At 63.0% G+C, this 26,484-nt stretch carries 21 protein-coding genes and 1 pseudogene; 13 read left to right on the forward strand and 9 right to left on the reverse strand.

Going from position 1 to position 26,484, the window contains the following annotated elements; all coding sequences use genetic code 11:
• Positions 1-99: 99 nt before the first annotated feature.
• Complete coding sequence (moaA, locus tag ACXZ1M_RS07040; protein WP_459052475.1) at positions 100-1,224, forward strand: GTP 3',8-cyclase MoaA; 1,125 nt, start codon at positions 100-102, stop codon at positions 1,222-1,224.
• Between the two features lie 2 nt (positions 1,225-1,226).
• Positions 1,227-3,284 (forward strand): molybdopterin molybdotransferase MoeA, encoded by a 2,058-nt coding sequence (moeA, locus tag ACXZ1M_RS07045; protein WP_459052476.1) that lies wholly within the window; start codon positions 1,227-1,229, stop codon positions 3,282-3,284.
• Here moeA and ACXZ1M_RS07050 read toward each other — a convergent pair.
• The 6 genes and pseudogenes from ACXZ1M_RS07050 to cqsA all read right to left on the reverse strand — a co-directional run bounded on the left by ACXZ1M_RS07050 (position 3,264) and on the right by cqsA (position 9,758).
• Entirely contained in the window at positions 3,264-4,406 is a 1,143-nt protein-coding gene (locus ACXZ1M_RS07050) for an MFS transporter (RefSeq protein WP_459052477.1), read from the reverse strand. The two genes, moeA and ACXZ1M_RS07050, sit on opposite strands and share 21 nt — an antisense overlap.
• Before the next feature lie 5 nt (positions 4,407-4,411).
• Positions 4,412-5,191, reverse strand: coding sequence for a DeoR/GlpR family DNA-binding transcription regulator (locus ACXZ1M_RS07055; RefSeq protein ID WP_459052478.1), 780 nt, complete (start codon positions 5,189-5,191; stop codon positions 4,412-4,414).
• Positions 5,192-5,255: 64 nt separating this feature from the next.
• Positions 5,256-6,830 (reverse strand): annotated as a pseudogene (locus ACXZ1M_RS07060) (acyl CoA:acetate/3-ketoacid CoA transferase); the annotation flags it as partial.
• A gap of 14 nt (positions 6,831-6,844) precedes the next feature.
• Complete coding sequence (locus ACXZ1M_RS07065) at positions 6,845-8,113, reverse strand: DNA recombination protein RmuC (RefSeq protein WP_459052479.1); 1,269 nt, start codon at positions 8,111-8,113, stop codon at positions 6,845-6,847.
• A gap of 4 nt (positions 8,114-8,117) precedes the next feature.
• Entirely contained in the window at positions 8,118-8,510 is a 393-nt protein-coding gene (locus tag ACXZ1M_RS07070) for a group II truncated hemoglobin (protein WP_459052480.1), read from the reverse strand.
• A 15-nt stretch (positions 8,511-8,525) separates the two neighbouring features.
• The gene (gene cqsA, locus ACXZ1M_RS07075) at positions 8,526-9,758 is read right to left on the reverse strand and encodes an alpha-hydroxyketone-type quorum-sensing autoinducer synthase (protein ID WP_459052481.1); all 1,233 of its coding nucleotides are present in this window, start codon (positions 9,756-9,758) and stop codon (positions 8,526-8,528) included.
• Positions 9,759-9,934: 176 nt separating this feature from the next.
• Between cqsA and ACXZ1M_RS07080 the strand changes: the two genes are divergently transcribed.
• Positions 9,935-11,200 (forward strand): sensor histidine kinase, encoded by a 1,266-nt coding sequence (locus ACXZ1M_RS07080; RefSeq protein ID WP_459052482.1) that lies wholly within the window; start codon positions 9,935-9,937, stop codon positions 11,198-11,200.
• Between the two features lie 3 nt (positions 11,201-11,203).
• Positions 11,204-12,220 (forward strand): response regulator, encoded by a 1,017-nt coding sequence (locus ACXZ1M_RS07085; protein ID WP_459052483.1) that lies wholly within the window; start codon positions 11,204-11,206, stop codon positions 12,218-12,220.
• Here the strand turns inward: ACXZ1M_RS07085 and ACXZ1M_RS07090 are convergent.
• From ACXZ1M_RS07090 to ACXZ1M_RS07100, 3 genes are read right to left on the reverse strand one after another with little or no spacing between them, the layout of a single operon-like run.
• Positions 12,217-14,751, reverse strand: a complete 2,535-nt coding sequence (locus ACXZ1M_RS07090) for an ABC transporter permease (protein ID WP_459052484.1) — start codon at positions 14,749-14,751, stop codon at positions 12,217-12,219. The two genes, ACXZ1M_RS07085 and ACXZ1M_RS07090, sit on opposite strands and share 4 nt — an antisense overlap.
• Entirely contained in the window at positions 14,752-15,759 is a 1,008-nt protein-coding gene (locus tag ACXZ1M_RS07095; RefSeq protein ID WP_459052485.1) for an adenosine deaminase, read from the reverse strand. It abuts the gene before it with no gap.
• A 56-nt stretch (positions 15,760-15,815) separates the two neighbouring features.
• Complete coding sequence (locus ACXZ1M_RS07100) at positions 15,816-16,172, reverse strand: hypothetical protein (protein ID WP_459052486.1); 357 nt, start codon at positions 16,170-16,172, stop codon at positions 15,816-15,818.
• Positions 16,173-16,201: 29 nt separating this feature from the next.
• Here ACXZ1M_RS07100 and ACXZ1M_RS07105 point away from each other — a divergent pair, with 29 nt between their 5' ends.
• The 9 genes from ACXZ1M_RS07105 (at position 16,202) to ACXZ1M_RS07145 (ending at position 26,462) form a co-directional block, all read left to right on the forward strand.
• On the forward strand, positions 16,202-18,124 hold the full coding sequence (locus ACXZ1M_RS07105; RefSeq protein WP_373988553.1) for a PrkA family serine protein kinase: 1,923 nt from the start codon (positions 16,202-16,204) through the stop codon (positions 18,122-18,124).
• A 66-nt stretch (positions 18,125-18,190) separates the two neighbouring features.
• Entirely contained in the window at positions 18,191-19,459 is a 1,269-nt protein-coding gene (locus ACXZ1M_RS07110; protein ID WP_459052487.1) for a YeaH/YhbH family protein, read from the forward strand.
• Positions 19,460-19,461: 2 nt separating this feature from the next.
• A complete protein-coding gene (locus ACXZ1M_RS07115) occupies positions 19,462-21,000 on the forward strand; it encodes a SpoVR family protein (RefSeq protein WP_459052488.1) in 1,539 nt (512 codons plus the stop codon).
• Between the two features lie 517 nt (positions 21,001-21,517).
• Positions 21,518-22,180, forward strand: a complete 663-nt coding sequence (locus ACXZ1M_RS07120; RefSeq protein ID WP_459052489.1) for an energy transducer TonB — start codon at positions 21,518-21,520, stop codon at positions 22,178-22,180.
• 83 nt (positions 22,181-22,263) lie between these two features.
• A complete protein-coding gene (locus ACXZ1M_RS07125) occupies positions 22,264-23,172 on the forward strand; it encodes a MotA/TolQ/ExbB proton channel family protein (RefSeq protein ID WP_373988557.1) in 909 nt (302 codons plus the stop codon).
• A 6-nt stretch (positions 23,173-23,178) separates the two neighbouring features.
• Positions 23,179-23,607, forward strand: a complete 429-nt coding sequence (locus ACXZ1M_RS07130; RefSeq protein ID WP_090181773.1) for an ExbD/TolR family protein — start codon at positions 23,179-23,181, stop codon at positions 23,605-23,607.
• A 59-nt stretch (positions 23,608-23,666) separates the two neighbouring features.
• Positions 23,667-24,095: an ExbD/TolR family protein gene (locus ACXZ1M_RS07135; protein WP_373988558.1), complete on the forward strand. Its 429-nt coding sequence runs from the start codon at positions 23,667-23,669 to the stop codon at positions 24,093-24,095.
• A 73-nt stretch (positions 24,096-24,168) separates the two neighbouring features.
• Positions 24,169-25,392 carry a tetratricopeptide repeat protein gene (locus ACXZ1M_RS07140; RefSeq protein ID WP_459052490.1) on the forward strand — a complete coding sequence of 408 codons (1,224 nt, stop codon included), beginning with the start codon at positions 24,169-24,171 and terminating at the stop codon, positions 25,390-25,392.
• Positions 25,393-25,505: 113 nt separating this feature from the next.
• The gene (locus ACXZ1M_RS07145; protein WP_459052491.1) at positions 25,506-26,462 is read left to right on the forward strand and encodes a bifunctional riboflavin kinase/FAD synthetase; all 957 of its coding nucleotides are present in this window, start codon (positions 25,506-25,508) and stop codon (positions 26,460-26,462) included.
• Positions 26,463-26,484 lie beyond the last annotated feature (22 nt).

Genomic DNA, 26,484 nt, shown 5'->3' on the forward strand with positions numbered 1-26,484 from the left:
CGGCAGTCTGTTAAAAAGGGAAGCCTCGTGCTTCCCTTTTTTTATCATGCTATCGTAGCTGCCTTAGAGGTTGGCAACGTGGATTTCGTAAACAGCAATATGGCAGAAAAAATTATCATGATGACCGAGCAGCGCGGCGAAGCCTCGCGCGCGCCGGTCGTCCCTGCGACACTGGAAACGCCGACCGGTCTGCTCAGCGACAGCCTGGCGCGGCCGCTGCATGACTTGCGCATCTCGGTCACGGACCGCTGCAACTTCCGCTGCGTGTACTGCATGCCGAAAGCGGTGTTCGACAGCGACTACCAATACCTGCCGCACACCTCGCTGCTGTCGTTCGAGGAAATCACCCGCATCGCCCGGCTGTTCATCGCGCACGGCGTGGAAAAGATCCGCCTCACCGGCGGCGAACCGCTGCTGCGCAAGAACATCGAAAAACTGGTCGGCATGCTGGCCGAGTTAAAAACACCGAGCGGCAAGCCGCTGGACCTGACGCTGACCACCAACGCCTCCCTGCTCGCGCGCAAGGCGCAGTCGCTGAAGGACGCCGGCCTGCAACGTGTCACCGTGTCGCTGGACGCGCTCGACAACGCCACCTTCCAGCGCATGAACGATGTCGATTTCTCGGTCGACGACGTACTCAAAGGCATAGACGTCGCCCACCAGGTCGGCCTCGGTCCGATCAAGATCAACATGGTGGTCAAGGGCGGCATGAACGACCAGGAAATCCTGCCGATGGCGCGTCACTTCCGTGGCAGCCCCTACGTGCTGCGCTTCATCGAATACATGGATGTCGGCGCCTCCAACGGCTGGAAAATGGATGAGGTGATTCCATCGGCCGAAGTGGTGCGCCGCATCGGCGCCGAGATGCCGCTGACGCCGGTGGCCGCAAACTACGCCGGCGAGACGGCATCGCGCTGGCGTTACGCCGATGGCAGCGGCGAGATCGGCCTGATCTCCAGCGTGACCCAGGCGTTCTGCTCGGACTGTTCACGCGCGCGGCTGTCGACCGAGGGCAAGCTGTACACCTGCCTGTTCGCCACCAGCGGCCACGATCTGCGCGCGCTGCTGCGCGAAGGCCGCAGCGACGCCGAGATCAGCACCGCGCTGGCGCACCTGTGGCGCGCGCGGAGCGACCGCTATTCGGAACTGCGCACCAGCCAGACCGAGGCGTTCAAGCAGGAACGCAGCGCCAATAAAGTAGAAATGTCTTACATCGGGGGATAGTTTTGTCTTTGAAGAGCAAGATCACGGGACTGATATTGGCGGGCGGACGCGGCACCCGCATGGGGCGCGTCGATAAGGGCTTGCAGCCGTTTCGCGGCGCGACGCTGGTGGCGCATGTGATGGCGCGGCTGGCGCCGCAGGTGGGCATGGTGGCGATCAACGCCAACCGCAACCTGCCGCAGTACCAGGCCATCGCCGGCGAGTCGCCGGTGCTGCCGGATTATCTGGATGGCTTTGCCGGGCCGCTGGCCGGCTTGCAGATCGGCTTGCAGTTCTGCCCTAGCGAGTTGCTGCTGACGGCGCCGTGCGATTCGCCGTTCTTCCCGGCGGATCTGGCCGAGCGCTTGTACGCGGCGATGGAAGCGCAAGGCGCCGACATGGCGATGGCCGTGACCATGGAGCGCGATCCGGAGCAGCCGGAGGCGGCGCCGTTCCGCCAGCCGCATCCTGTCTTCAGCTTGATCAAGGCTGCGGTGCTGCCGCAGCTGGACGCCTACCTCGACACCGGCGCGCGCCGCATGGAAGGCTTCTTCAACACGCTGCGCGTTGCTGAAGTGCTGTTCGACGACAGCGCCGCGTTCAGCAACATCAATACGCTGGAAGAGCTGCAGCACCACGAACGCACGGCGCCCGCCGCACCGCCACCGCCCCATGCGACGGGACCAGCGACCGCGCCCGGCACTGCGCCGGCCACGCGCGACGGCGGCGCTGCCGCGACGACGATCACGGCAGCGCCGGCGCAGGCCGCACACGACGGCGGTCCGGCGGCGGCGGCGATCACGGCTGACGCGGCGCCCGCGCAAGCCGCGCGCGACGGCGATCCGGTCGCGCTGCCGGTCGAGGAGGCGCGGCGCCGCATCTGTGAGCGCATCGCGCCGGTCGAGGCGACCGAAACGCTGCCCCTGCTGGCCGCCCTGGACCGCGTGCTGGCCGCCGACATCATTTCACCGATCAACGTCCCCGCCTACGACAACTCGGCCATGGACGGCTACGCCCTGCGCGGCGCCGACCTGTCGGCGGACGGCGCGGCCACGGCCACCTTCAAAGTCATCGGCATCGCCTACGCCGGCCACCCATTCACGCACGCCCCGCAAGCCGGCGAATGCATCCGCATCATGACCGGCGCCACCATCCCGTCCGGCTGCGACACCGTGCTGCCACAGGAACTGGCCGCCGCCATCGACGGCAACCAGGTCACCATCGCCGCCAACGCCATCTGCGCCGGCGCCAACCTGCGCCGCGCCGGTGAAGACCTGCCAGCGGGCGGCATCGCCATCGCCGCCGGCAAGCGCCTGCGTCCCGCCGACCTGGGCCTGATCGCCTCGCTCGGCATCTGCCAAGCCAGCGTGCGCCGCAAGCTCAAGGTCGCGTTCTTCTCCACCGGCGACGAACTGCGTTCGCTGGGCGACCAGCTCGACGAAGGCTGCGTCTACGACAGCAACCGCTACACCCTATTCGGCATGCTCACCCGCCTCGGCTGCGAGGTCATCGATCTCGGCGTCGTGCGCGACGATCCGCAAGCGCTGGAAGCCGCCCTGCGCGACGCCGCCGGCAAGGCCGACGCCATCATCACCTCCGGCGGCGTCTCCGAAGGCGCGGCCGACTACACGCGCAACATCATGGCGCTGATCGGCGACGTCGAATTCTGGAAGCTGGCCATGCGCCCCGGCCGTCCACTCGCTTTCGGCAAGGTTGAAACGGAACAGGACAGCGCCTGGCTATTCGGCCTGCCCGGCAATCCGGTCGCGGTGATGGTCTCGTTCTACATGTTCGCCCGCCCCGCCCTGCTGCGCATGATGGGCACCGAAAGCACCCTGCCGACACTGCAGGCGCGCGCCTCGGAAGCGATCCGCAAACGCCCCGGCCGCACAGAATACCAGCGCGGCATCGTCAGCACCGGCGTCGACGGCGCCGCGCAAGTGCGCCTGACCGGCGCCCAAGGCTCGGGCATCCTCAGCTCCATGAGCGAAGCCAACTGCATCGTGGTGCTGCACCACGACCAGGCCAACGTCGCCGCCGGCCAGATGGTCGACGTGCTGCTATTCGACGGTTTGCTGTAGGCGACTGCGGCTGCTGGCGGCCACCAGCAGCATGCCGACACCGAGCGCCGCGAAAGCCCACTGCAAGCCCACGGCATGCGCCGCAAAGCCGATCAGGCCCGGCCCCGCCAAAATGCCTGCGTAGCCGATGGTCGAAATCGCGCTCACCGCCAGGCTGGCCGGCATGTCCTTCTGCGCACCGGCGGCCGTGAACAGCACCGGCACAATGTTGGACGCGCCGCAGCCGATCAGCGCAAAGCCCGGCAGCGCCAGCCATGCGCTCGGCGCCAGCACCACCATCAGAAAGCCCGCCGCCGACGCCAGTCCGCCCAGCAGCAGCACACGCGGTCCGCCCCAGCGCTGCACGATCTTGTCGCCGTTCAGGCGGCCGACGGTCATCGCCACCGCAAACGCCGCATAACCCAGGCCGCCCTGCGCGCCGCTCATGCCGCCATTGGTCAGCAGTACAGCACTCCAGTCGAGCACCGCGCCTTCGGCCAGGAACACGACCATGCACAGCAGGCCGATCACCACCACCGCGCCGCGCGGCACCACCAGCAACGGCGCATCGCGTTCCGCCGCCGGCGCTTCACGCAGCAGGTTAGGACCGGCCACCAGCAGCACCAGCGCCACCACCGCCGTCATCGCCACCGAGGCGCTGACGATGTCCATGCCCAGCCACAGCATGGCCGTCATCGACCCAGCGCCGGCAATGCCACCCACGCTGAACAGGCCATGGAAACCGGACATCAGCGCACCGCCGTAATCCTTCTCGACAATCACGGCCTGGACGTTCATGGCCACATCCAGCGTGCCGATGGTGGCGCCGAACAGGAACAAAGTCAGCGCCAGCAAGGGCGCGCTGGGCGCGATGGCCAGGAAGGGAAACACGGCGCAGCAACCCAGGCCGGACGCCAGGATAACCCGGCGGCAGCCGAAGCGCGCGGCCAGCACGCCGGTAACAGGCATCGCCAGCAGCGAGCCGATGCCAAGGCACAGCAGCAGCACGCCCAATTGCGCGGCTTCGACGCCGGTGCGCGCTTTCGCATAGGGCACCAGCGGCGCCCAGGAAGACATGGCCATGCCGGCGGCAAGGAAGGCCAGCCGCGTCGAGACGCGGTGTTTCAAATCAGTGGTTTGCATAAGGTTCAGGCGTCGGCACGCAGCAGGTTGGCGCCGGCGGCAGCGTAGGCTGCGGCCAGATCCTCGCCTGCGTCGGCTTCGACGATCAAGTGGGTGAGTTGAGAGATCGGCAGTACGCCGTAGGATGCCACCGCGCCCAGCTTGGCGCCGGTGGCGACCACCGCCGTGGCCTTGCTTTGCGCGGCCAGGCGGCGTTTGAATTCCGCTTCTTCATAATCGACGGCGGTCACGCCGGCTTTCACGTCGACGCCGCAGGCGCCGATGAAGTACAGGTCCGGATGCAGCAGTTCCAGTTCACGCAGCGCGGTCGCGCCCACGCTGCCGCCCAGGCTCTGCTTGATGCGGCCGCCGATCATGATCAAGTCGATATGCGGCTTGTCCAGCAGGCGCGCGGCGATCGACGGTGCATTGGTCAGCACCGTCAACGCCACCGGCGGCAAGGCATCGGCGATGGCCAGGTTGCTGGAGCCGGCATCGAGGAAGACCACGCTGCCCGGCTGCACAAGCATGGCGGCAGCGCGCGCCAGCCGCGATTTGTCGGCCTGGTCGCGCTCCATGCGCTGGCTCAGCGAGCCGCCTTCCGGCGCGTTCGGCATGCGCACCGCGCCGCCGTAGACCTTTTGGCACAAGCCGGCGGCGGCCAGGTCGCGCAGGTCGCGGCGGATCGTGTCTTCGGTCACCGCCAGCTCGCGCGCCAGCACGGCGGCCAGCACCCGGCCTTCCGTAGTCAGTTGTTGCAAGATCAATGCGTGCCGCTCGGGCAGCAACAGGGGTTCTTTTTTCATGCACGAAAGTGTACACGGCTTACGTCGAAGTGTAAACAAACACGCACAAATACGCTCAAACAAGCATCAGGTCGGCGCGCCAGTTCATCGCCAGCGGCGCGAACAGGCGCGCGTCCATCTCCTTCAGCTGCGGACTGATCGCGGGCCGGAAATCCATGTATGCCAGGATGTCGCGTTCGACGTCGACGCCCGGTGCGATTTCAATCAGCTCCAGGCAGGACATGCCGCCCTCCAGCGCCAGCCGGAACACGCAGCGCTCGGTCACGAACAGCGCCTCCTGCCCGCGCCGCGCCGCATACTCGCCGCTGTAGGTGCGGTGCTCCACCTCCTTGATGAACTTGCGCGTGGCGCCCTTGTCGGCGGTGAAGGTGCCGACGAACACCACCTTGCGCGCATTCTGGCTGATGTTGATGAAGCCGCCCGCGCCGGCCAGCTTGCTGCCGAATTTGCTGACGTTCAGGTTGCCGTGGCGGTCGGCCTGCGCCAGCCCGAGAATCGCCACATCAAGGCCGCCGCCGTCGTAAAAGTCGAACTGGTAGGGCTGGTCGATGATGGCGTCCGCATTGGTGGCGGCGCCGAAGTTCAGGCCCGCTGCCGGCATGCCGCCGATCACGCCCGGTTCCGCCGTCAGCGTCACCAGATCGAGCAGCTTCTCTTCGGCGGCGACGGCAGCCACGCCTTCCGGCATGCCGATGCCGAGATTGACCACATTGTTCGGCCGCAGCTCCATCAGCGCGCGCCGCGCGATCACCTTGCGCTCGGACAGCGGCATCGGCGCCACCGCCGACAAGGGCACGCGCAGCTCGCCGGCGAAGGCCGCGCTGTACGGTTCTGCGAAGGTCTGCATGTGGTATTCCGGCTTTTCCGCCACCACCACGCAATCGACCAGAATGCCGGGAATCTTGACCTGGCGCGGATTGAGCGTGCCGCGTTCGGCAATGCGCTCCACCTGCACGATGACGATGCCGCCCGAATTGTGCGCGGCCATGGCGATCGCCAGCGCTTCCAGCGTGAGCGCCTCGCGCTCCATGGTGACGTTGCCGCTGGCGTCGGCCGTGGTGCCGCGTATGATCGCCACGTGCACCGGCTGCGTCTTGTAGAACAGGTACTCCTTGCCGCCCAGCGTCACCAGTTCCACCAGCTCCTCGGTGGTGCGAGTGTTGATCTTGCCGCCGCCGTGGCGCGGATCGACAAAGGTGCCGAGGCCGACGTGGGTCAGCAGGCCCGGCTTGCCGGCGGCGGTGTCACGGAATAGCTGGCTGATGACGCCTTGCGGCAGGTTATACGCTTCCACCTTGCCCCGCATGGCCAACTGCTGCAGCTTGGGCACCAGGCTCCAGTGGCCGCCGACGATGCGCTTGAGCAGGCCCTCGTGGCCGAAGTGATTGAGGCCGCGCTCCTTGCCGTCGCCCTGCCCTGCGGCATAGACCAGCGTCAGGTCGCGCGGCGCGGCGTCCGCCAGGAAGCGCTGCTCCAGCGCCACCGCAATGTTTTCCGCAAAGCCGACTCCGACGAAACCGCCGGTGGCGATGGTGTCGCCGTCGCGGATCAGGCTGACCGCATCCGCCGCGCTCACCACCTTGTCGCGCTGCACCGACGGCATGCCGGCCGGGGGAAACTCAGGAATGCGGGCAGGCATGGCGGCTTCCTTCCTCAGTCGGGATCGATCTTGTCCAGGTCTGCGCCGATCAGCAATTGCGCCTGCTCGCTCGGCAAGGCCTCCACCGTCTTGAGCTTGCGCGCCATCTGGCGGCTGCGGGTTTCGGCCGATTCGATATTCTTGGCCGCGCGTTCCAATGTTAGCTTGGTCGCGGCCAGCACGTCGCCGAATTTGGAGAACTCGGTCTTCACCGCGCCCAGCACCTGCCACACTTCGGACGAGCGCTTCTCCAGCGCCAGCGTGCGGAAGCCCATCTGCAGGCTGTTGAGCAGTGCCGTCAGCGTCGACGGCCCGGCGATGCTGATGCGGTGCACGCGCTGCAATTCGTCAGCCAGGCCGGGACGGCGCAGTACTTCCGCGTACAGGCCCTCGGTCGGCAGGAACAGGATGGCGAAGTCGGTGGTGTACGGCGGCGACACGTACTTCTCGGAGATGGTCTTGGCCTCCAGCCGCACCGCGCGTTCCAGCTCGCGGCCCGCCTGCGCCACGCCATCGGCATCGGCGTTGTCGGCCGCTTCCAGCAGGCGTTCGTACTGCTCTTTCGGGAACTTGGCGTCAATCGGCATCCACACCGGCGCGCCGCCTTCGGTCTGGCCCGGCAGCTTGAGCGCAAACTCCACGCGTGCGCCACTGCCGACGATGGTCTCGACGTTCTTGGCATACTGGTCGACGGTGAGCACCTGCTCCAGCAGCATTTCCAGCTGCACCTCGCCCCAGGTGCCGCGCGTTTTCACGTTGGTCAGCACGCGTTTCAAATCGCCCACGCCCAGCGCCAGCTGCTGCATCTCGCCCAAGCCCTGGTGCACGCGCTCCAGCCGTTCCGACACCTGCTGGAACGACGCAGTCAAACGCGTCTCCAGCGTGGCGTGCAGTTTTTCGTCGACCGTCTTGCGCATCTCTTCCAGGCGGGCGCCGTTGTCGGCTTGCAGATCCTTGATCTTCAATTCCAGCGTGGCGCGTACTTCCACCATGCGCTGGTTCATGCTGTCGGCGAACAGCTTGAGGCTGCGCGCCTGTTCGTGCCGCGCGGCCAGGCCTTGTTCATCCAGCTGGCGGCGCACGGCCTCGAACTGCTGCACGGTGGCGGCGTTGGTGGTTTGCGCCGTGGTCTGCAACTGCATGCGCACTTCGCGCTCGACGCGTTCAATACGTTCGGCCAGGTCGCCGGCCGCGCCGCCCCTGGCGCGCAGCAACGCCATCACCTGCAAGGCGATCACCGCCACCAGGGCGGCCAACAGCACGAAGAACTCGATCTGGGTCATGGAATCAATCCGGTTTGTTGCGCATCCAGTCGGCGGTCTGGAAGAAGGAATTCATCAGGCGCACGCGCAGCTCGGTGTCGATGCCGACATCCTCCATCGCCCACGCCATGCAGCGCAGCCACTGGTCGCGCTCCTGGGTGCCGATGGCGAACGGCATGTGCCGCATGCGCAGGCGCGGATGGCCGTGCGCTTCCTGGTACAGGTCCGGGCCGCCCATCCAGCCGCTAAGGAACATGAACAGGCGCTGGTTGGCGTTCTCCAGCGACGGGCCGTGCACGGAGCGCAGCAACTGGAACTCCGGTTCGAGTTCCATCAGGTCATAAAAGCGGTCGACCATCGCGCGGATGGTCGACTCGCCGCCGATTACTTCATAGAGGGTACGAGATTCTTCAGTCATACCCGCCATGATAGCTTATACGAGGGCCAGCTTGCGCAGGCGCCGCGTGGAAGACCAGTTCTGCAGATCGACCTGGCCGCGCACCGCATCGCAGGCATCGACGATGCGCGCCAGCTGCGCCGCATCGAGGCCGGAATTAAGCGTCAGCCGCACCAGCGAGCGGTTCTTCGGCGTGGCCGGCGCGCAGAACATGGCGCCGTACACGCCATGCTGCTCCAACAGCTTGCGCAGGGCCAGCGTCTTCGGTTCCGGCCCCGGCTCCAGCGCGATGATTTGCTCGCTGCCGTCGCTGACGTTGTAGCCCAGCGCATCCAGGCTGTCGCGCAGTTCGCGCGCATTGGCCAGCAGCGCGGCGCGGCGGTCGTCGGCGGCGGCGATGAAGTCGATGGCGGCGTCGAACCATGCCAGCTCGTGGCCCAGCAAACAGGAACTGAAGATCGCCGGGCGCGACTCGGACAGGAAGTAGCCCTTGAACTGGCTGGAACAGGTGATGAATCCAGCCCGCCCGGCAAACGCCTTGGCCAGCGAGGCGGTGCGGAAGTGCACCCGTTCGCTCAGGCCCAGCGCCGCCACCAGCCCGGCGCCGCGCGGACCGTGGGTGCCGAGCGAGTGCGATTCGTCGACCAGGAGCATGCTGCCGCTGCGCTCGGCGATGTCCGCCAGCTCCATCAGCGGCGCGAGGCTGCCGTTGGTGCTGTACAGCGCATCGACCCCGATCAGGCCGCGCCCATGGCGCTGCAGCTGCTTCTGCAGGTGCTCCATGTCGTTGTGCAGGAACGACACCGGCATGGCGCCGGCCGACTGCACGCCCTCCCACAGCGAGGCGTGGGCCTGCATGTCCAGGTAGACCGGAATGCCGGGACCGGCCAGGGTTTGCACCAGGCCGACATTGGCGGCCCAGCCGGATTGCGCCAGGATGCCGTCCTCCGCGCCCATGAAGCGCGCCAGCTTGCGTTCGAGCCGGTGCTGGGCGCTGCCCTCCTGCAGGTAGACCGCCGACATCAGCAGCTCGCCGTGGCTGTTCTGCAAGGCCGCCACCTGCGCGCCCACCAGCGCCGGCTCGCCCGCCATGCACAGATAATCGTTCCCCGCCAGGAACACGGCGCCGGCCGGGGTCGGCTGCCAGGCGTGGGGATGTTCGCCGCCCAGTAGCTGCTGGATGCGGGTGACGTAATGCAAGTCCATGCGTCGCGTAACGAAATCGGGCAGGGAGTCGGAATGGATGTGTTGGGCAATCGCATGGGTCATGGCATTTCTCCAGTTGAGCTTTGGACAAAAAAGATTGTTTTTTTAGGAATGACAAACCAGACCATGCTGCGAAAAAAACTCATCGAGATTGATGCAGATCAATTACCGTTTCAATATGTGCAAATGCGTTACAAATTAGGGCGATGATTGCTGCTTGATAAAAATCAAAAGCCATCATGAGGCCCTCCCTGCACGAACACTGGAAGCGCGGAACGCAGCGGCTGCTCCAGTCGCTGCTGCTTTACCACGGCCGCGAAGACCACGCGACCGTGCGCGTGCTGCTACTGGCGTGCATCGGCACGGTGGGCATGCCGCTGTATTACGTGATCTGGCAGCACTTCTTCCCGCAGGAGTACGAGTCGCTGCCGCTGCGCATGCTCGGCATCCTGCTGTGCGCCATGGGCCTGTTCGCGCGCCAGTTCAGCCGGCCGATGCTCGACCTCTACCTGCTGGTCACGCTCAGCTATATTTTTCCGTTCTTCTTCACCTTCATGTTCCTGATGAACCACGCCTCCGGCGTGTGGAGCGAGTCGCTGCTGATCGGCCTGGTGGTGCTATTCCATTTCGACACCGGACTGGCGCTGCGCGCCTACGCCATCGGCACGGCGCTGGCCTGCGCGGCGGCGACGGCGCTGGGCGCGGGCGACATGCTGCTCAGCAGCGCGGTGCTGCAGCAGGTGCCGATCCACTGGTTCACCATCGCTGCGCTATCGGCCGCCAAGATCAGCCGCCATGTACTGGCGCAGGAAAAGCTGGCCGGCATGGGTGCCGGCCTGGCCACGGTGGCGCACGAGCTGCGCACGCCGCTCACCAGCGTGGACGCCAATGTGCGCGGGTTGCTGCGCCTGATGGGGGGAGCGCAGCTGCACAGCAAGGACGACCGCGCCAGCATGACCGACGCGCTGGCGCGCATCCAGTTCGAGGTACGCCACATGAACCACATGATCGACCTGTTCCTGCTGAGCGCCACGGCGGTGCGGCAAAACCTCAACCCGGTGGAAACCGTGTCGATGGAAGGCGTGGTGGAGGCCGTGCTCAAGCGCTATCCCTTCGCCACGCAGAAGCAGCAAAAAATGGTACGCCTTGAAATGCGCGACAATTTCCAGTTCGCCGGTCAGACCGAGCTGGCCGTGGTGGTGCTGCTCAACCTGATGCGCAACGCGTTGCGCGCCGTGCAGCGCGCCGGCAAGGGCCGCGTGCGCATCGTCATCGACGGCAAGCACCAGCCGCCGCGCCTGCTGTTCATCGACACCGGCTGCGGCATCGCGGCGCAGCAGATGTCGCTGATCTTCCACCGTTTCTACTCGCATCCGCCGCACAACGGCGCCGGCATCGGACTCGCGCTGTGCCGTGAAATCATGGATGCCTGGGGTGCGAACATCCGTTGCGTCTCGCGCGAGAGCGCCTACGCCATCTTCGTCCTGGAATTTCCCGCGAGGTGAACCATGCATCTACCTGTCTATGCCCATCCCACGCTGACCGTACTGGTTGACGACAGCGACTCCTTCCTGCGCAGCCTGTCGTTCCAGCTCGATCACACGCTGGCCAACAAGACCTTCCACGACACCACCGAGGCGCTGCACTGGCTGCGCAACAGCGTGCCCGATGGCGCCGCCAACGGCGTGCCACTGCACGTCAACTTCGACATGCAGAACCTGCCGGCCGACCAGTGCAACGTGGCGCTGGACCTGGAGCGCATCTACCGCATCGCCGAGCAGCGGCAGCGCTTCGCCACGCCGTCGGTGCTGGTGGTGGATTACTCGATGCCGCAGATGAACGGGCTGGAATTCTGCGCGGCGGTGGCGCACCTGCCCTGCAAGAAGATCCTGTTCACCGGCGCGGCCGATGAAAAGATCGCCGTCACCGCCTTCAACCGCGGCCTGATCGACCGCTACATCAAGAAGAGCGACGAACATGCGCTGGACCTGCTGGAAATGGAAGTGGCGGCGCTGCAGGAAACCTATTTCGACCACGGCTCCGACACGCTGCGCGAAATGGTGGCGCTGCACGACTACCGCTTCCTGTGCGATCCGGCGCTGGCCGAAGTGGTGCGGGAGCTCAAGCGCACGCTGGGCTTCGTCGAGCACTACATCTTCCCGAATCCGACCGGCATCCTGTTCCTCGACCAGCACGGCAAAGCCACGCTGATGGTGATCGAAACGGAGAAAAGCATGTACGCGCAATACGAAATCGCCCGCGACAGCGACGCCCCGCGCTCGCTGCTGCACGCGCTGCTGGAGCGGCGCGTGCTGACCTTCTTCAGCGATCCCTTCGGCGACGGCATGTACACCAGCAGCATGCACGAGAACTGGCACCGCTACTGCGCGGCGCCGCGCATCTGCCAGGGCAAGGAGACTTACTACTGGGCGCTGTTCGACCTGCCGGCCCACTACTTCGACCAACGGCCGTACACCTATTCACAATTCCTGCAGGAGATGCAGCCGCAGGTGATCGCGGCTTAGGCTTCGCGCAGGGTTTGCAGCGGCGGCTGGCGCAGCACGTTGCGCAGGCCCAGCCAGCCGCCGGCGATGGCGCACAGCGCGCCCGCCACCAGGCCCACCAGCCACACCATCGGACTGAAGCTCCAGGCGAACTTGAACTGGTAGGTGGCCAGCGCCCAGCCCATGGCGGCCGCGCCGCTGGCCGCCAGCACGCCCGACAGCGCGCCGACCAAAGAGAACTCGATCAACTGCGCCTGCGACAGCTGCTTGCGGGTCGCACCCAGCGCGCGCAGCAGGCCGGCCTCGCGTGTGCGTTCATCCTGCGATCCCATCAAGGCCGCGTACAGCACCAGCACGCCGGAGGCCAGCGTGAAGACGAACAGGAACTCCACCGCCGTGATCACCTGGTCCAGCACCGCTTGCACCTGGCGCAGGATGCCGCCGACGTCGACGATGGTCAGATTGGGGAAATCGCGCGTCAGGCCGTTCATCACCGCACCCTGGCCCTGCGGCAGGTGGAAGGCGGTGATCCAGCTTTGCGAAATCTCCGTCATCGCCGCCGGGTTGATGATGGCGAAGAAGTTCACCCGCATCGAGCCCCAATCGAGCTTGCGGATGCTGGTGATGGTCACGTCCACCGGCGTGCCGGCGATGTCGAAGCGCAGCTTGTCGCCCAACTTCCAGCGCAGCGTCTTGGCGATGCCCTCCTCCACCGACACTTCCGGCGCGCCGGGCTTGTCCTCGAACCACTTGCCGTCGACGATCTTGTTCTCGACCTGCATCTGCGCCATGGTGGACAGGTTGAACTCACGGTCGGCCAGGCCGCGCGCGCGATCCTCGGTGTAGGTTTCGGCGGTGACCGGCTTGCCGTTCACCTGGATCAGGCGGCCACGGATCATCGGATACTGCGGCGCGTAGCTCACGCCCGCCGCCTGCAGGCGCTGCGCCAGTTCGGCGCGCTGCTCCGGCTGGATATTGATGATGAAGCGGTTCGGCGCATCGGCCGGGGTGGCGTTGCGCCAGGCCGTCATCAGGTCGCCGCGCACCACGGTCAGCACCAGCAGCGCCATCATGCCAAGCGCCAGCGAGACGATCTGCACGATGGTGGCGCCGGGCCGGCGCTGCAGCGAGGTGATGGCGAAGCGCCAGCTTTGATGGTCGATGGCGCCGCGCAGGGAGCGCAGCGACTTCAAGCCCAGCCAGCCGACCAGGCCGAACAGCGCAAACGCACCAAAGAAACCGAGCGCCGTGTACAGCGCCATCATCGGGTCGCCCGCCTGCCACAGCAGCAGCGCGGTAAAGCCGCCCATGCCGAAGCCGTAGGTGGCCAGCGCGCCGACCTGCGGCGCATCCTGCTCGCGGCGGATCACGCGGTTGTGCGGCACCTTGCGCAGTTGCAGGATGGGCGGCAGCGCAAACGCGGCCAGCAGCAGGATGCCGATGGCCAGGCCCTGCAGCGCCGGGTAGATGGTCGGCGCCGGCAGTTCGCTCGACACCAGCGCGCCCAGCACTTCCAGCAGCACGTAGTGGCCGCCGAAGCCGACCGCCACACCCATGGCGCTACCCAGCAGGCCGACCAGCAGGAATTCGATCAGGTACATGGTGGTGACCTGGTTCTGCGTCAGGCCCAGGCAGCGCAGCATGGCGCAGGCGTCCAGGTGGCGCTGCATGAAGCGGCGCGCGGCCATGGCCACGGCGACGGCCGCCAGCATGGCCGACAGCAGGCCGACCAGCGACAGGAAGCGGTCGGCACGTTCCAGCGTGGTTTGCATTTCCGGACGGCCGTCCAGCGACTCCACGCGCACGCCCTTGGTGTTGTTGTTCTTGATGTCGGTCTTCAGCCACTCCTCGTAGGCCTTGGCGGCCTGGGCACCGTTCTTCAGCGACGGCGGCGCGCCGACCAGCATGCGGTAATTCACGCGCGAACCGGGCTGGATCAAATTGGTCGCCTCCAGGTCTTCCAGCGCGAACATCACGCGCGGCGCGAAGGCCAGGAAGTTGGCGCCGCGATCCGGCTCGGCGGCGATCAGGCGGGTGATGGTGAATTTCTTGTCGCCCAGCTGGATCTGCTGGCCGACCTGGGTTTTCAGGCTGCCCAGCAAGCCGGGCTCGACCCACGCGGTGCCGGGGGCCGGCACCTCGGCGGCGGGCGTGCCGATGCTTTGTTCGGCCTGGGCGGCGTCGGTGGTGGTTTTGACTTTGCCGCGCAGCGGGTAGCCGGGGCCGACCGCTTTCAGGGCCGCCAGCACGGAAGATGAATCCTCGCCCTCGCCCGCTTGGGCCATGCTGGGGAAGCTGATGGTGTCGGTGACGGTCAGGCCGCGCTGCAGCGCCTGCGCGCGCCACTCGGCGCGTACCGGCAGGTCGGCGCTGGCGACGACATCGGCGCCAAGCAGCTGGTGGGCGTCACGATCGAGCCCGCTGCGCAGGCGGTCGATGAAGAAGCCGGTGGCGGACAAGGCGGCCACGGCCACCGTCAGCGCGATCAGCAGAAAGCGCAACTGGCCGGCACGCCAATCGCGTGCCGTCATTTTCAAGGCGAGTTTGAACATTTAGATCTTGGAGAAGAAGGCATCCACTTCGTCGAGGTATTTCTGCTTTTGCTCGGCCGGCAGGAAGGCCGCGCTGAAGCCGTTGCGCGCCAGGCGCTGCGCGTGCGACAAGCCCAGCGGCAGCGCCTCGAAGGTGGCGATGAAGTTGTCGTTCATGTAGCCGCCAAAGTAAGCCGGGTCGTCCGAATTGACGGTCGCCACAATGCCCGCATCCAGCAACTCCAGAATATTGTGCTGCTCCATCTTGTCGAACACGCACAGCTTGATGTTGGACAGCGGGCACACCGTCAGCGCCATCTGTTCGCGCGCCAGGCGTTCGGTCAGCGCCTTGTCTTCTAGGCAGCGCACGCCGTGGTCGATGCGCTCCACCTTCAGCGTATCAAGCGCGGTGTAAATGTACGCCGGCGGTCCCTCCTCGCCCGCATGCGCCACCAGGTGCAAGCCCAGCTCGCGACACTGCGCGAACACGCGCGCAAACTTCTCCGGCGGGTTGCCCACTTCCGACGAATCCAGGCCCACGCCGATGAACTTGTCGCGATACGGCAGCGCCGCTTCCAGCGTGGCAATCGCATCCGCCTCCGACAGATGGCGCAGGAAGCACAGAATCAGCGTGGCGCTGACCGGGCTGTCCTGGCACGCGCGGTAAATGCCATCGATCACCACCTTGATGTCGACGCCGCGCGCGGTGTGCGTCTGCGGATCGAAGAAGATTTCCGTGTGGCGCACATTGTCCTGCTCGGCTCGCTTGAGGTAGGCCATGGTCATGTCGTAGAAATCCTGCTCCTGCAACAGCACACTGGCCCCCGCGTAATAGATGTCGAGAAAAGATTGCAGGTCGGTGAAAGCATACGCAGCGCGCAGTTCCTCCACCGAGCCATAGGCCAGCTTGACGCCGTTGCGTTCGGCCAGCGCGAAGATCAGTTCGGGTTCCAGCGAGCCCTCGATGTGGATGTGCAGTTCAGCTTTCGGCATCTGTTCCAACACGCGGCGCAATTGTTCGTTCAACATTTGATTTATTCCTGTTACATGGTTGCTTAATAAGGGCATCTTATCGCATGCGGCGTTTAGTGTGTCTGCACATCTTTCAAAGGCATGATACTGTGGTGCGAAACGCTAGGAAAACGCGCGAAAAACGTCATGGCGAATTCGATATTTTTCTTTTGAATCAGGCCGTTACAAAAGGGTATTAAAGATATGACGACATAACTTTTGACTTCCTTCACCAATAGCGCAATAATCAATTTCATAGACGTAAGAAGCGTTACGACCAACACATAAAAGCCGTCATCCGGCCATAAAGCCAGCTCAAAGGCGCGGGCAATCCGCGCCGCCAAAGGGAAGCTGGTCACAAGAAAAATAAGACTGAAAGGATTGATACGAACCAGGGCCAGGGCAGGCGAACTGCCGGTGACCCGTGACAAGCAAGTTTCCATCATCAAAGGACATTCAAATGACCATTTTTGACAACTACGCCGCACGGTACGAACGGACCAAAGAAGAAGAGATGTCCATGAAGGAATATCTCGACCTTTGCAAAAAAGATCGACTCACCTACGCCAGCGCCCCCGAGCGCATGCTGGCCGCCATCGGCGAGCCCACCCTGGTCGATACCCGCAACGATACCCGGCTGTCGCGCATCTTCGCTAACAAGGTCATCAAGATTTATCCGGCATTCCGCGAATTCTATGGCACCGAGGAAGTGATCGAGCAGGTAGTGGCCTACTTCCGCCACGCCGCGCAGGGCCTGGAAGAACGCAAGCAGATCCTTTACCTGCTGGGCCCGGTGGGCGGCGGTAAATCGTCGATCGCCGAAAAACTCAAGTCCCTGATGGAACACGTGCCCTTCTATTGCCTGAAGGGCTCGCCGGTCAACGAATCGCCGCTCGGCCTGTTCAACGAGGAAGAGGACGGCGTGCTGCTGGAAGAAGACTACGGCATCCCGCGCCGCTACCTGCGCAACATCCCCAGCCCATGGGCGGTCAAGCGCCTGCACGAGTTCAACGGCGACATCAATCAGTTCCGCGTAGTCAGGCGCTACCCTTCGGTGCTCAAGCAGGTCGCCATTTCCAAGACCGAGCCGGGCGACGAGAACAACCAGGATATTTCCTCGCTGGTGGGTAAGGTCGATATCCGCAAGCTGGAAGATTATTCGCAGGACGATCCGGACGCCTACAGCTACTCGGGCGGCCTGTGCCTGGCCAACCAGGGCCTGATGGAATTCGTCGAGATGTTCAAGGCGCCGATCAAGGTGCTACACCCGCTGCTGACCGCCACCCAGGAAGGCAACTACAAGGGCACCGAGGGCTTCGGCGCGATTCCGTTCGACGGCATCATCCTGGCGCACTCGAACGAGTCGGAGTGGAAGACTTTCAAGAACAACCGCAACAACGAAGCATTCCTGGACCGGATCTACATCGTCAAAGTGCCGTACTGCCTGCGGGTGGCGGACGAGATCAAGATCTACGACAAGCTGCTGGCCAACTCCTCGCTGTCGAAAGCGCCGTGCGCGCCCGGCACGCTGCGCATGATGTCGCAGTTCGCCATCCTGTCGCGCCTGAAAGATCCGGAAAATTCCAGCATCTACAGCAAGATGCTGGTGTACGACGGCGAGAACCTCAAGGACACCGATCCGAAAGCCAAGTCGCTGCACGAGTACGTGGACTATGCCGGCGTGGACGAAGGCATGAACGGGCTGTCGACGCGCTTCGCCTTCAAGATCCTGTCCAAGGTCTTCAACTTCGACAATTCGGAAGTGGCGGCCAATCCGGTGCACCTGCTGTACGTGCTGGAGCAGCAGGTCGAACGCGAGCAGTTCCCGCCCGAGCTGGAACAGAAGTACTTCTCGTATATCAAGGAGCACCTGGCGCAGCGCTACGTCGAATTCATCGGCAAGGAAATCCAGACCGCTTACCTGGAATCGTATTCCGAGTACGGCCAGAACATCTTCGACCGCTACGTGACCTTTGCCGACTTCTGGATCCAGGACCAGGAATACCGCGATCCCGATACCGGCGAAAGCTTCGACCGCGAGTCGCTGAACAACGAGCTGGAGAAGATCGAGAAGCCGGCCGGGATTTCGAACCCCAAGGACTTCCGCAACGAGATTGTCAACTTCGGGCTGCGGGCGCGCGCTAATAATGGGGGCAAGAACCCGGCGTGGACCAGCTACGAGAAATTCCGCACGGTGATCGAGAAAAAAATGTTCTCGAATACGGAAGAACTGCTGCCGGTTATTTCGTTCAACGCCAAGGCCAGCGCGGAAGACGCCAACAAGCACGCCGACTTCGTCGCGCGCATGGTGGAGAAAGGCTACACGGCCAAGCAGGTGCGCTTGCTGTGCGAATGGTATCTGCGCGTGAGGAAGTCGTCCTAAGCAGTATCTGCGCGCCGCCTGTGCACGGGCGGCGCGGCGCCGACCAATAGCAGCAGGAGGCATCTTTTGACTTACCTCATCGACCGTCGTTTGCAAGGCAAGAACAAGTCCGCGGTCAACCGCGAGCGGTTCTTGCGACGCTACAAGGCCCAGATCAAGGACGCGGTGGGACGCGCCATCAAAGGACGTTCCATCACCGACGTTGAAAACGGCGAAAAAGTCTCCATCCCGGTCAAGGATGTGAGCGAGCCCTCGTTCGGCCATGCCCATGGCGGCATCTGGGAAGTGGTCAATCCGGGCAACCAGGAATACCTGAAGGGCGACCAGATCAACCGTCCCAAGGGCGGCGCCGGCTCCGGACGCGGCAAAGCTGGCAACAGCGACCAGCTGACCGAGGACGATTTCATCTTCGAGCTCTCGCGCGAAGAATTCATGAACTACTTCTTCGAAGACCTGGAACTGCCCAACCTGGTCAAGACCCAGCTCACCGCCACCACCGATTTCAAGAACCAGCGCGCCGGCTACAATATGTCGGGCACGCCGTCCAACATCCACGTGCTGCGTTCGCTGCGCGGCGCACTGGGCCGGCGCATCGCCGTCGGCGGCAACTCGCGCAAGCGCGTCATCGAAGCCGAGCGCGAACTGGAAGAACTGCTGCTGGAAGGCGTGCCGCTGCAGGACCTGCGCGTGGTCGAGCTGAAAAAGCTGATCCACCACCTGCACACGCGCCTGCTGGCCATCCCCTTCATCGACCCGTTCGACCTGCGCTACACCAACCGCGTCAAGGTGCCCAAGCCGATGACCCAGGCCGTGATGTTCTGCATCATGGACGTCTCCGGCTCCATGGACGAAACCCGCAAGGACACCGCCAAGCGTTTCTTCATTTTGCTGTACCTGTTCCTCAAGCGCGTGTACGACAAGATCGAAGTGGTCTTCATCCGCCACCACACGGCGGCTGCCGAAGTCGACGAGGAGGAATTCTTCCACTCGCGCGAATCGGGCGGCACGGTGGTGTCCTCGGCCCTGCACCTGCTGGACAAGGTGATCGACGAGCGCTACGGCGCCGGCGCCTGGAACTCCTACGTGGCCCAGGCCTCGGACGGCGACAACTGGGACAACGACTCGGTGCTGTGCCGCCAGCTGCTGGTCAACACCATCATGCCCAAGGTGCAGTACTACACCTACGTCGAGATCACCGACGGTCCGCCGCAAAATCTATGGGAGCAGTATTCGCAGGTGCCCGATCACCACCCGCATTTCGCCATGCAGAAAATCGTCACGCCGGCTGATATCTATCCGGTCTTCCGTGAACTGTTCAAGAAGCAGCCGAAATAATCATGAATGATATGACGCCCAAGCCCAAGCACCCGAACGCCCTGCCGGAGCAGTCCGAATGGACGTTCGAGCTGATCGAGCAGATACACCAGGAAATCCGCCGCGTCGCCGAAGGCTTCGGGCTTGATACCTATCCCAACCAGCTGGAGATCATCACCGCCGAGCAGATGATGGACGCCTACACCTCGGTCGGCATGCCGGTGTCGTACAACCACTGGTCCTTCGGCAAGCACTTCCTGAGCACCGAGAAGGGCTACAAGCGCGGGCAGATGGGCCTGGCCTACGAGATCGTCATCAACTCCAATCCCTGCATCGCCTATTTAATGGAGGAGAACAGCCTGACCATGCAGTCGCTGGTGATCGCGCACGCGGCGTATGGCCACAACTCCTTCTTCAAGGGTAACTACCTGTTCCGCACCTGGACCGACGCCGACGCTATCGTCGACTACATGGTGTTCGCCAAGAACTACATCGCCGAGTGCGAGCAGCGCCACGGCATCGACGCGGTGGAAACCCTGCTCGATTCCTGCCACGCCATCCAGAACTACGGCGTCGACCGCTACAAGCGGCCTGCCAAGCTGTCGCTGGCGCAGGAACGTGCGCGGCAGAAGGAGCGCGAAGCCTACGTGCAGTCGCAGATCAACGAACTGTGGCGCACCCTGCCACGGCGCGAGGAAGAGGAAGTCAACCGCGTCGTCAAGCGCTTCCCGCCCGAGCCGGAGGAGAACCTGCTGTACTTCATCGAGAAGTACGCGCCGCTGCTGGAGCCGTGGCAGCGCGAGATGGTGCGCATCGTGCGCAAGATTTCCCAGTACTTCTACCCGCAGCGCCAGACCCAGGTGATGAACGAGGGCTGGGCCACCTTCTGGCACTACACCATCCTCAACCAGTTGTACGATGAGGGCGTGATCGCCGACGGCTTCATGATGGAGTTCTTGAAGAGCCACACCAACGTGGTCTACCAGCCGCCCGTCAACAGCCCCTATTACAGCGGCATCAATCCCTACGCGCTGGGCTTCGCCATGATGACCGACATCCGCCGCATCTGCGAACACCCGACCGACGAGGACCGCGAATGGTTCCCCGACATCGCCGGCAGCGACTGGCGTAAGACGCTGGATTTCGCCATGCGCAATTTCAAAGACGAAAGCTTCATCGCCCAATACCTTTCGCCCAAGCTGATCCGCGAGTTCCACTTCTTCGCCGTGCTGGACGACGACGACAACGAGAAGCTCAGCGTCTCGGCCATCCACGACAACCTGGGCTACCGCTATGTGCGCCACCAGCTGGCCGAGCAGTACAACCTCGGCAACCGCGAGCCCAACATCCAGGTGTGGTCGGTTAACACCCAGGACGACCGCGCGCTGACCCTGCGCCACAGCCAGTTCCAACGGCGCCCGCTCAACCAGCAGGCCGGCGAGGTGCTCAAGCACGTGGCCCGGCTGTGGGGCTTCGATGTGCACCTGGAGACGGTGGGGCCGGGCGGCGAGGTGGTCAGCACCCTGGAAGTGAAGCGGGAGAAACGCGGCCGCACCTTCTGAACCGACATATATATAGAGCAGTTCGCCGGGGTGCGAACTCAGGCACGGCTCTTGCAAGCATCAAACCGGGGGTAGCGACGGCGCGCTGCTCCCGGTTTTTTTTGCGGAAGGCACGGCGCGGGCGGGAAGTCAATAAATTTCTACGACTACTTGTATAGAAGCCCTCGCAAGAATTTCACGAAAGAAACTTTAGCGGCCAAATTATCAATTGTGAGTAGTAAAATTACCAGCACAATATTCCGTTTTTGGCCTTAAGGGAAAACTAAGTAACGTCATGGTGCGTTCCCGCACAAAATTGCGCCGCAGGTTCTTGCATATTGAGCCAGAACGGTGCAAAGGGAGCGCTACCATATAGGAAAACCCTATGAAATTTAACCGGTTTTAGGGATGAAAATTCTATGTAAAATCAAGAATTCGTATGTATAATTCGCCGACGTCCCGGATGCGGCTGTTGTTTTGTGTCGCCATTTTGGGGTTTAAGTAGCACCAAAGAGAGTTGGTATTGGAGAAAGCAGGCATGAATTTCACGCACAACGAGAAAAGCACCGGGAAGAACTTTACAGGCATTACGATTGTCGTTTTGTTGCACGTCCTGGTTGCTTATGGGATCGTGACGGGCTTGGGAACGCGACTGGTGCACAAGATGATCGCACCAGTGGAGACCAAGATCATCGAGGAGGTGAAACCTCCTCCACCGAAAGAGCTCCCACCACCGCCACCTCCGCCAGAGATGAAGGCTCCACCGCCACCATTCATCCCGCCAGTTGAGGTGAACGTGCAGCAACCGCCGCCGCCTAACAACACGATCGCGAATGCGACCAACGTGAAGCCGGCCACTACCGAGATCCAGAAAGCACCGCCAGCACCACCGGCAGCGCCACCTGGTCCAGCGAAAACCGGTGTTCGTACTGCAGCAGTTGTTGACTTCGGCACTTGCGCCAAGCCGGAATGGCCAAAGTCGTCGCTGCGTAACGAAGAAACCGGTACGGTTCAGCTGTCGTTCCTCATCGCAGCTGACGGTCGCGTGGCAGATTCGAAGGTTGTGAAATCGAGTGGCTTTAGGGATCTGGATAAAGCTGCGGTCGCTGGTATCACGAAGTGCCGTTTCAAACCGGCAACCGTGGACGGCGTTCCACAAGAAGGCTGGCAGCAGATGCAATACGTCTGGACGCTGGAGTAAAACCGAGACAGACCAACGTCTCACACGTAGTTTTCGTTGTCATTACGCCAGCGATCTGATTATTTTATTAATTTGGAGGAAGCATGTTTAAGAATACCCGTTTGTCCGCTGTACTGGCCGCTGTGCTGTTCTCGGTGACCGCAGCAACCGCCCTGGTGAGCGCCCCTGCCTTCGCGCAAGAGCCAGCCTCGGCAGCCGCTTCGGCTCCAGCAGCAGATGCAGCAGCAGCGCCAGCGCCAGCAGCGGATGCGGCAGCAGCACCAGCAGCCGACGCTGCAGCTCCAGCAGCCCACGGTAAAGCTGAAGAAGTGGAAAATCCATACGGCTTCAGCGCTGTGTGGGACGCAGGTTTCGTGTCGCGCGCTACCCTGATCATCCTGTCGCTGATGTCGATGGGTTCGTGGTACATCATCATCACCAAACTGATCGACCAAGCCAAGATCTTCAAACAGTCGAAAGAAACTTCGGCCAAGTTCTGGAAAGCTTCGTCGATCGCTGGTGGTTCGGCTACCCTGACCGAAGGCTCGCCATTCCGCTTCATCGCTGAAACCGGCACCAAGGCTACCCAGCACCACGACGGCGCCCTGCTGGAACAAATCGACCTGTCGACCTGGGTCACCATGTCGATCCAGCGCGCTGTGGACAAAGTCCAGTCGCGTCTGCAAGACGGCCTGTCGTTCCTGGCAACCGTGGGTTCGACCTCGCCGTTCATCGGTCTGTTCGGTACCGTTTGGGGTATTTACAATGCACTGATCGCCATCGGCATGTCGGGTAACGCATCGATCGACAAAGTAGCAGGTCCAGTCGGTGAAGCGCTGATCATGACCGCGTTCGGTCTGTTCGTGGCAGTTCCAGCCGTTCTGGGTTACAACTGGCTGGTGCGTCGTAACAAGTCGGCAATGGAAGACGTACGTGCTTTCTCGGCTGACGTTCACTCGGTGCTGATTTCGGGCGCAATGTCGACCGCAACTGGCTCGAAAAAAGTCGGGTAATTAACCATGTCCATGTCCGTAGGCTCCGATAGCGGAGACGAAGATCAAGTCATGTCAGAAATCAACACGACGCCCCTCGTGGACATCATGTTGGTTCTGCTGATTATCTTCCTGATCACGAGCCCGGTTGTTCTGAAGCTGATCAAGATCCAGCTGCCAGAAGAAACCAACCAGGTTATCCAGACCAAGCCGGAAGACGTGAACATTGTCGTGAGCAAAGATGGCGACATCTACTGGAATCAACGGAAGATGCGCGATGCGAACGAACTGTTCGACAATCTGAAGGTGGAAGCTGTTAAATTGCCTCAGCCGGAAGTACACGTACGTGGTGACCAAGAAACCAAGTACGAATCCATCGGCAAGGTTATTTACACTACCCAGCGTGCTGGTATTCAGAAGGTCGGCTTCATCACCGAACCGCCTGATAAGGGTTAATTCCCACAGTGCATCGCAGGCCTGTAGCTCAGGCCTGCCCTTCTAAAAAGGAAATATTCATGAGTATGAGTGTCGGCTCTCCATCCGCAGGCGCGGATCCGGAACCAATGATGGAAATGAATATGACGCCCCTCATCGACGTGATGCTGGTGCTGATTATCATGATGATCATTACGATTCCTAAGGCCAACCACTCGGTCAACCTGAACATGCCGGTCGGCACCCCGCCGCCGCCAACCAAGGAACCAGTGGTCATTACGATTGACGTCGACTTCGACGGTACGATTCTGTGGGATAACGTGGTCGTTGCTGACCGTGGCACCCTGGAAGCGAAACTGACCGATGTCGCAGCGCAAGCTGATCAGCCGGAAGTGCATCTGCGTCCGAACAAGCTGGTGTCGTACAAAGTCGTAGCAGGCGTGATGGCTTCGGCTCAACGCCTGGGCGTGACCAAGATTGGTCTGGTCGGTAACGAACAGTTCCAATAAAACGTCCCATGTACAATAATAGGCAGGACCATTCCTGCCTATTTTCGTTTTTATGATGAAAGAAAACTCACCCATGACCAAGTTTCGTCTCGCTCATCTCGGCCTGGTAATGGCCGCTATTGGTTTTACCGCAGCAGCCCCCCTGACCGGCCTGACGTCGGTTGCCTACGCCGCCGAGTCGGTGCGCGCTGAAATCGGCAAACCGCTGCAAGAAGCACAGAAACTGGCCGCAGCCGGCAAGAACAAAGAAGCGCTGGCTAAACTGAAAGAAACCGACTCCGTCGGCGGCAAAACTGCCAACGAAACCTATTTGATCGAGCGCACCCGCGCATCGGCCGCAGCTGCCGCAGGCGACAACGACGCCGCCGCCAAGGCCTTTGAATCGGTGCTGAACTCCGGCAAGCTGTCCGCTGCCGAAGCCCCAAAATTCGCTGAAGCCCTGGCCGGCATCTACTACCGCGCCAAGGACTATCCAAAAGCCATCGGCGCCTTCCAGCGCGTGCTGAAAGACAACCCAGGCAACACCCAGGCGCGCGAGTACCTGATCCAGATCTACTACACCTCCGGCAAATACGCCGAAGCGGCCAAAGAACTGCAGACCTCGAAGAATCTGACCGAGAGCCAACTGGGCATGCTGGCCAACATCCAGCTGAAACAGAACGACAAGGTCGGCTACGTGCAGACCCTGGAAAAACTGGCCGGCTCCTATCCTAAGGCCAGCTACTGGACCGACCTGCTGAACCGCGTGACCGGCAAGCCAGGCTTCTCGTCGTCGCTGTCGCTGGACGTGCTGCGCCTGCGCCTGGCCAACGGCCTGCTGACCAAGCCGGCCGAATACATGGAAATGAGCCAGCTGGCCCTGCAAGCAGGCAATCCTGCTGAAGCCATCAAGATCATCGACCAGGGTTACAAGAAAGGCGCGCTGGGCACCGGTTCCGACGCCGCCCGTCACCAGCGTCTGAAAGACCTGGCCGACAAGACCCAGACCGAGTTCGACGCCAAGCTGGCCACCGCCCAAGCGGAAGCCGAGAAAGCCAAGGACGCCGACGCCCTGGCCAACCTGGGCTACGCCCTGGTATCGGCAGGCAAGGCAGACAAGGGTCTGCCGCTGCTGGACCAGGCTGTCAAGCTGGGCACCGGCCGCAATCCTGAAGCGATCAAGCTGCACTACGGCGTGGCGCAGAACGTCGCCGGCAAGAAAGCCGCCGCGCTGACCACCCTGAAATCGGTCAAGGGCACCGACGGCACCGCCGACCTGGCCCGCTACTGGACCCTGAACATCAACCGCCCAATGTAATACGGGCAGTAGGTGCGCAAAGCGCTGTCCGGCCCCGCCGGCAGCGCTTTTTTTTCGCTTCGAGGGATCTGCCCGTATAATCCCCTATTTGCGATAGCTTTCCCCAGATTCCCATGAAGGTATTTCGAGGTCTTCCCAATGCAGCGGCGCGTGCGCCGTGCGCGCTCACGATCGGTAATTTCGACGGCGTCCACCTTGGCCACCAGGCATTGCTGGCCCGCGTGCGCACCGCCGCCGACCGCCTGGGCCTGGAAGCGGCCGTGATGACCTTCGAACCGCATCCGCGCGAATTCTTCGCGCAGAAATCGGGCGACCTGTCCAAGGCCCCGGCCCGCATCGCCAACCTGCGCGACAAACTGCAATCGCTGTCCGACAACGGCATCGACCGCGTCATCGTCGAACACTTCTCGTCCTCCTTCGCGGCCCTGACGCCGCAGGAATTCACCGAAAAAGTGCTGGTCGAAGGCCTGCACGTGAAATGGCTGATGGTCGGCGACGACTTCTGCTACGGCGCGCGCCGCGCCGGCAATGTGCAGATGCTGCTGGAAGCCGGCCAACAATACGGCTTCCACGTCGAGACCCTGCCTACCGTGATGAACGGCAGCACCCGCATTTCCTCCTCCGCCGTGCGCGCCGCGCTGGCCGAAGGCGATTTCACCCGCGCCGAAGCGCTGCTGGGTCACCCCTACGCCATTTCCGGCCACGTGGTCCACGGACAGAAGCTGGGCCGCACGCTGGGCTTCCCGACTTTGAATTTGCGCGTGCCGCACCGTCCGGCGCTGGCCGGCATTTTCATCGTGCAGGTGCACGGCCTTGGCGAACAGCCGCTGCCGGCCGTGGCAAGCCTGGGCGTGCGCCCCACCGTCGACGACAGCGGCCGCGTGCTGCTGGAAGTGCACGTGTTCGACTTCGCGCAGCAATGCTACGGCAAGCAGGTGCGCGTGGAATTCCTCGGCAAGATACGCGACGAGGAAAAATACATCGACCTGCCGACGCTGACGGCCGCCATCCACCGCGACGCCGACATCGCCCGCGCCTTCTTTGCCAAGCGCGCCACCGACCGAATTTGACCGCGCGACCAGCTACGCGCGC

It is taken from the genome of Duganella paludis, assembly GCF_054461335.1.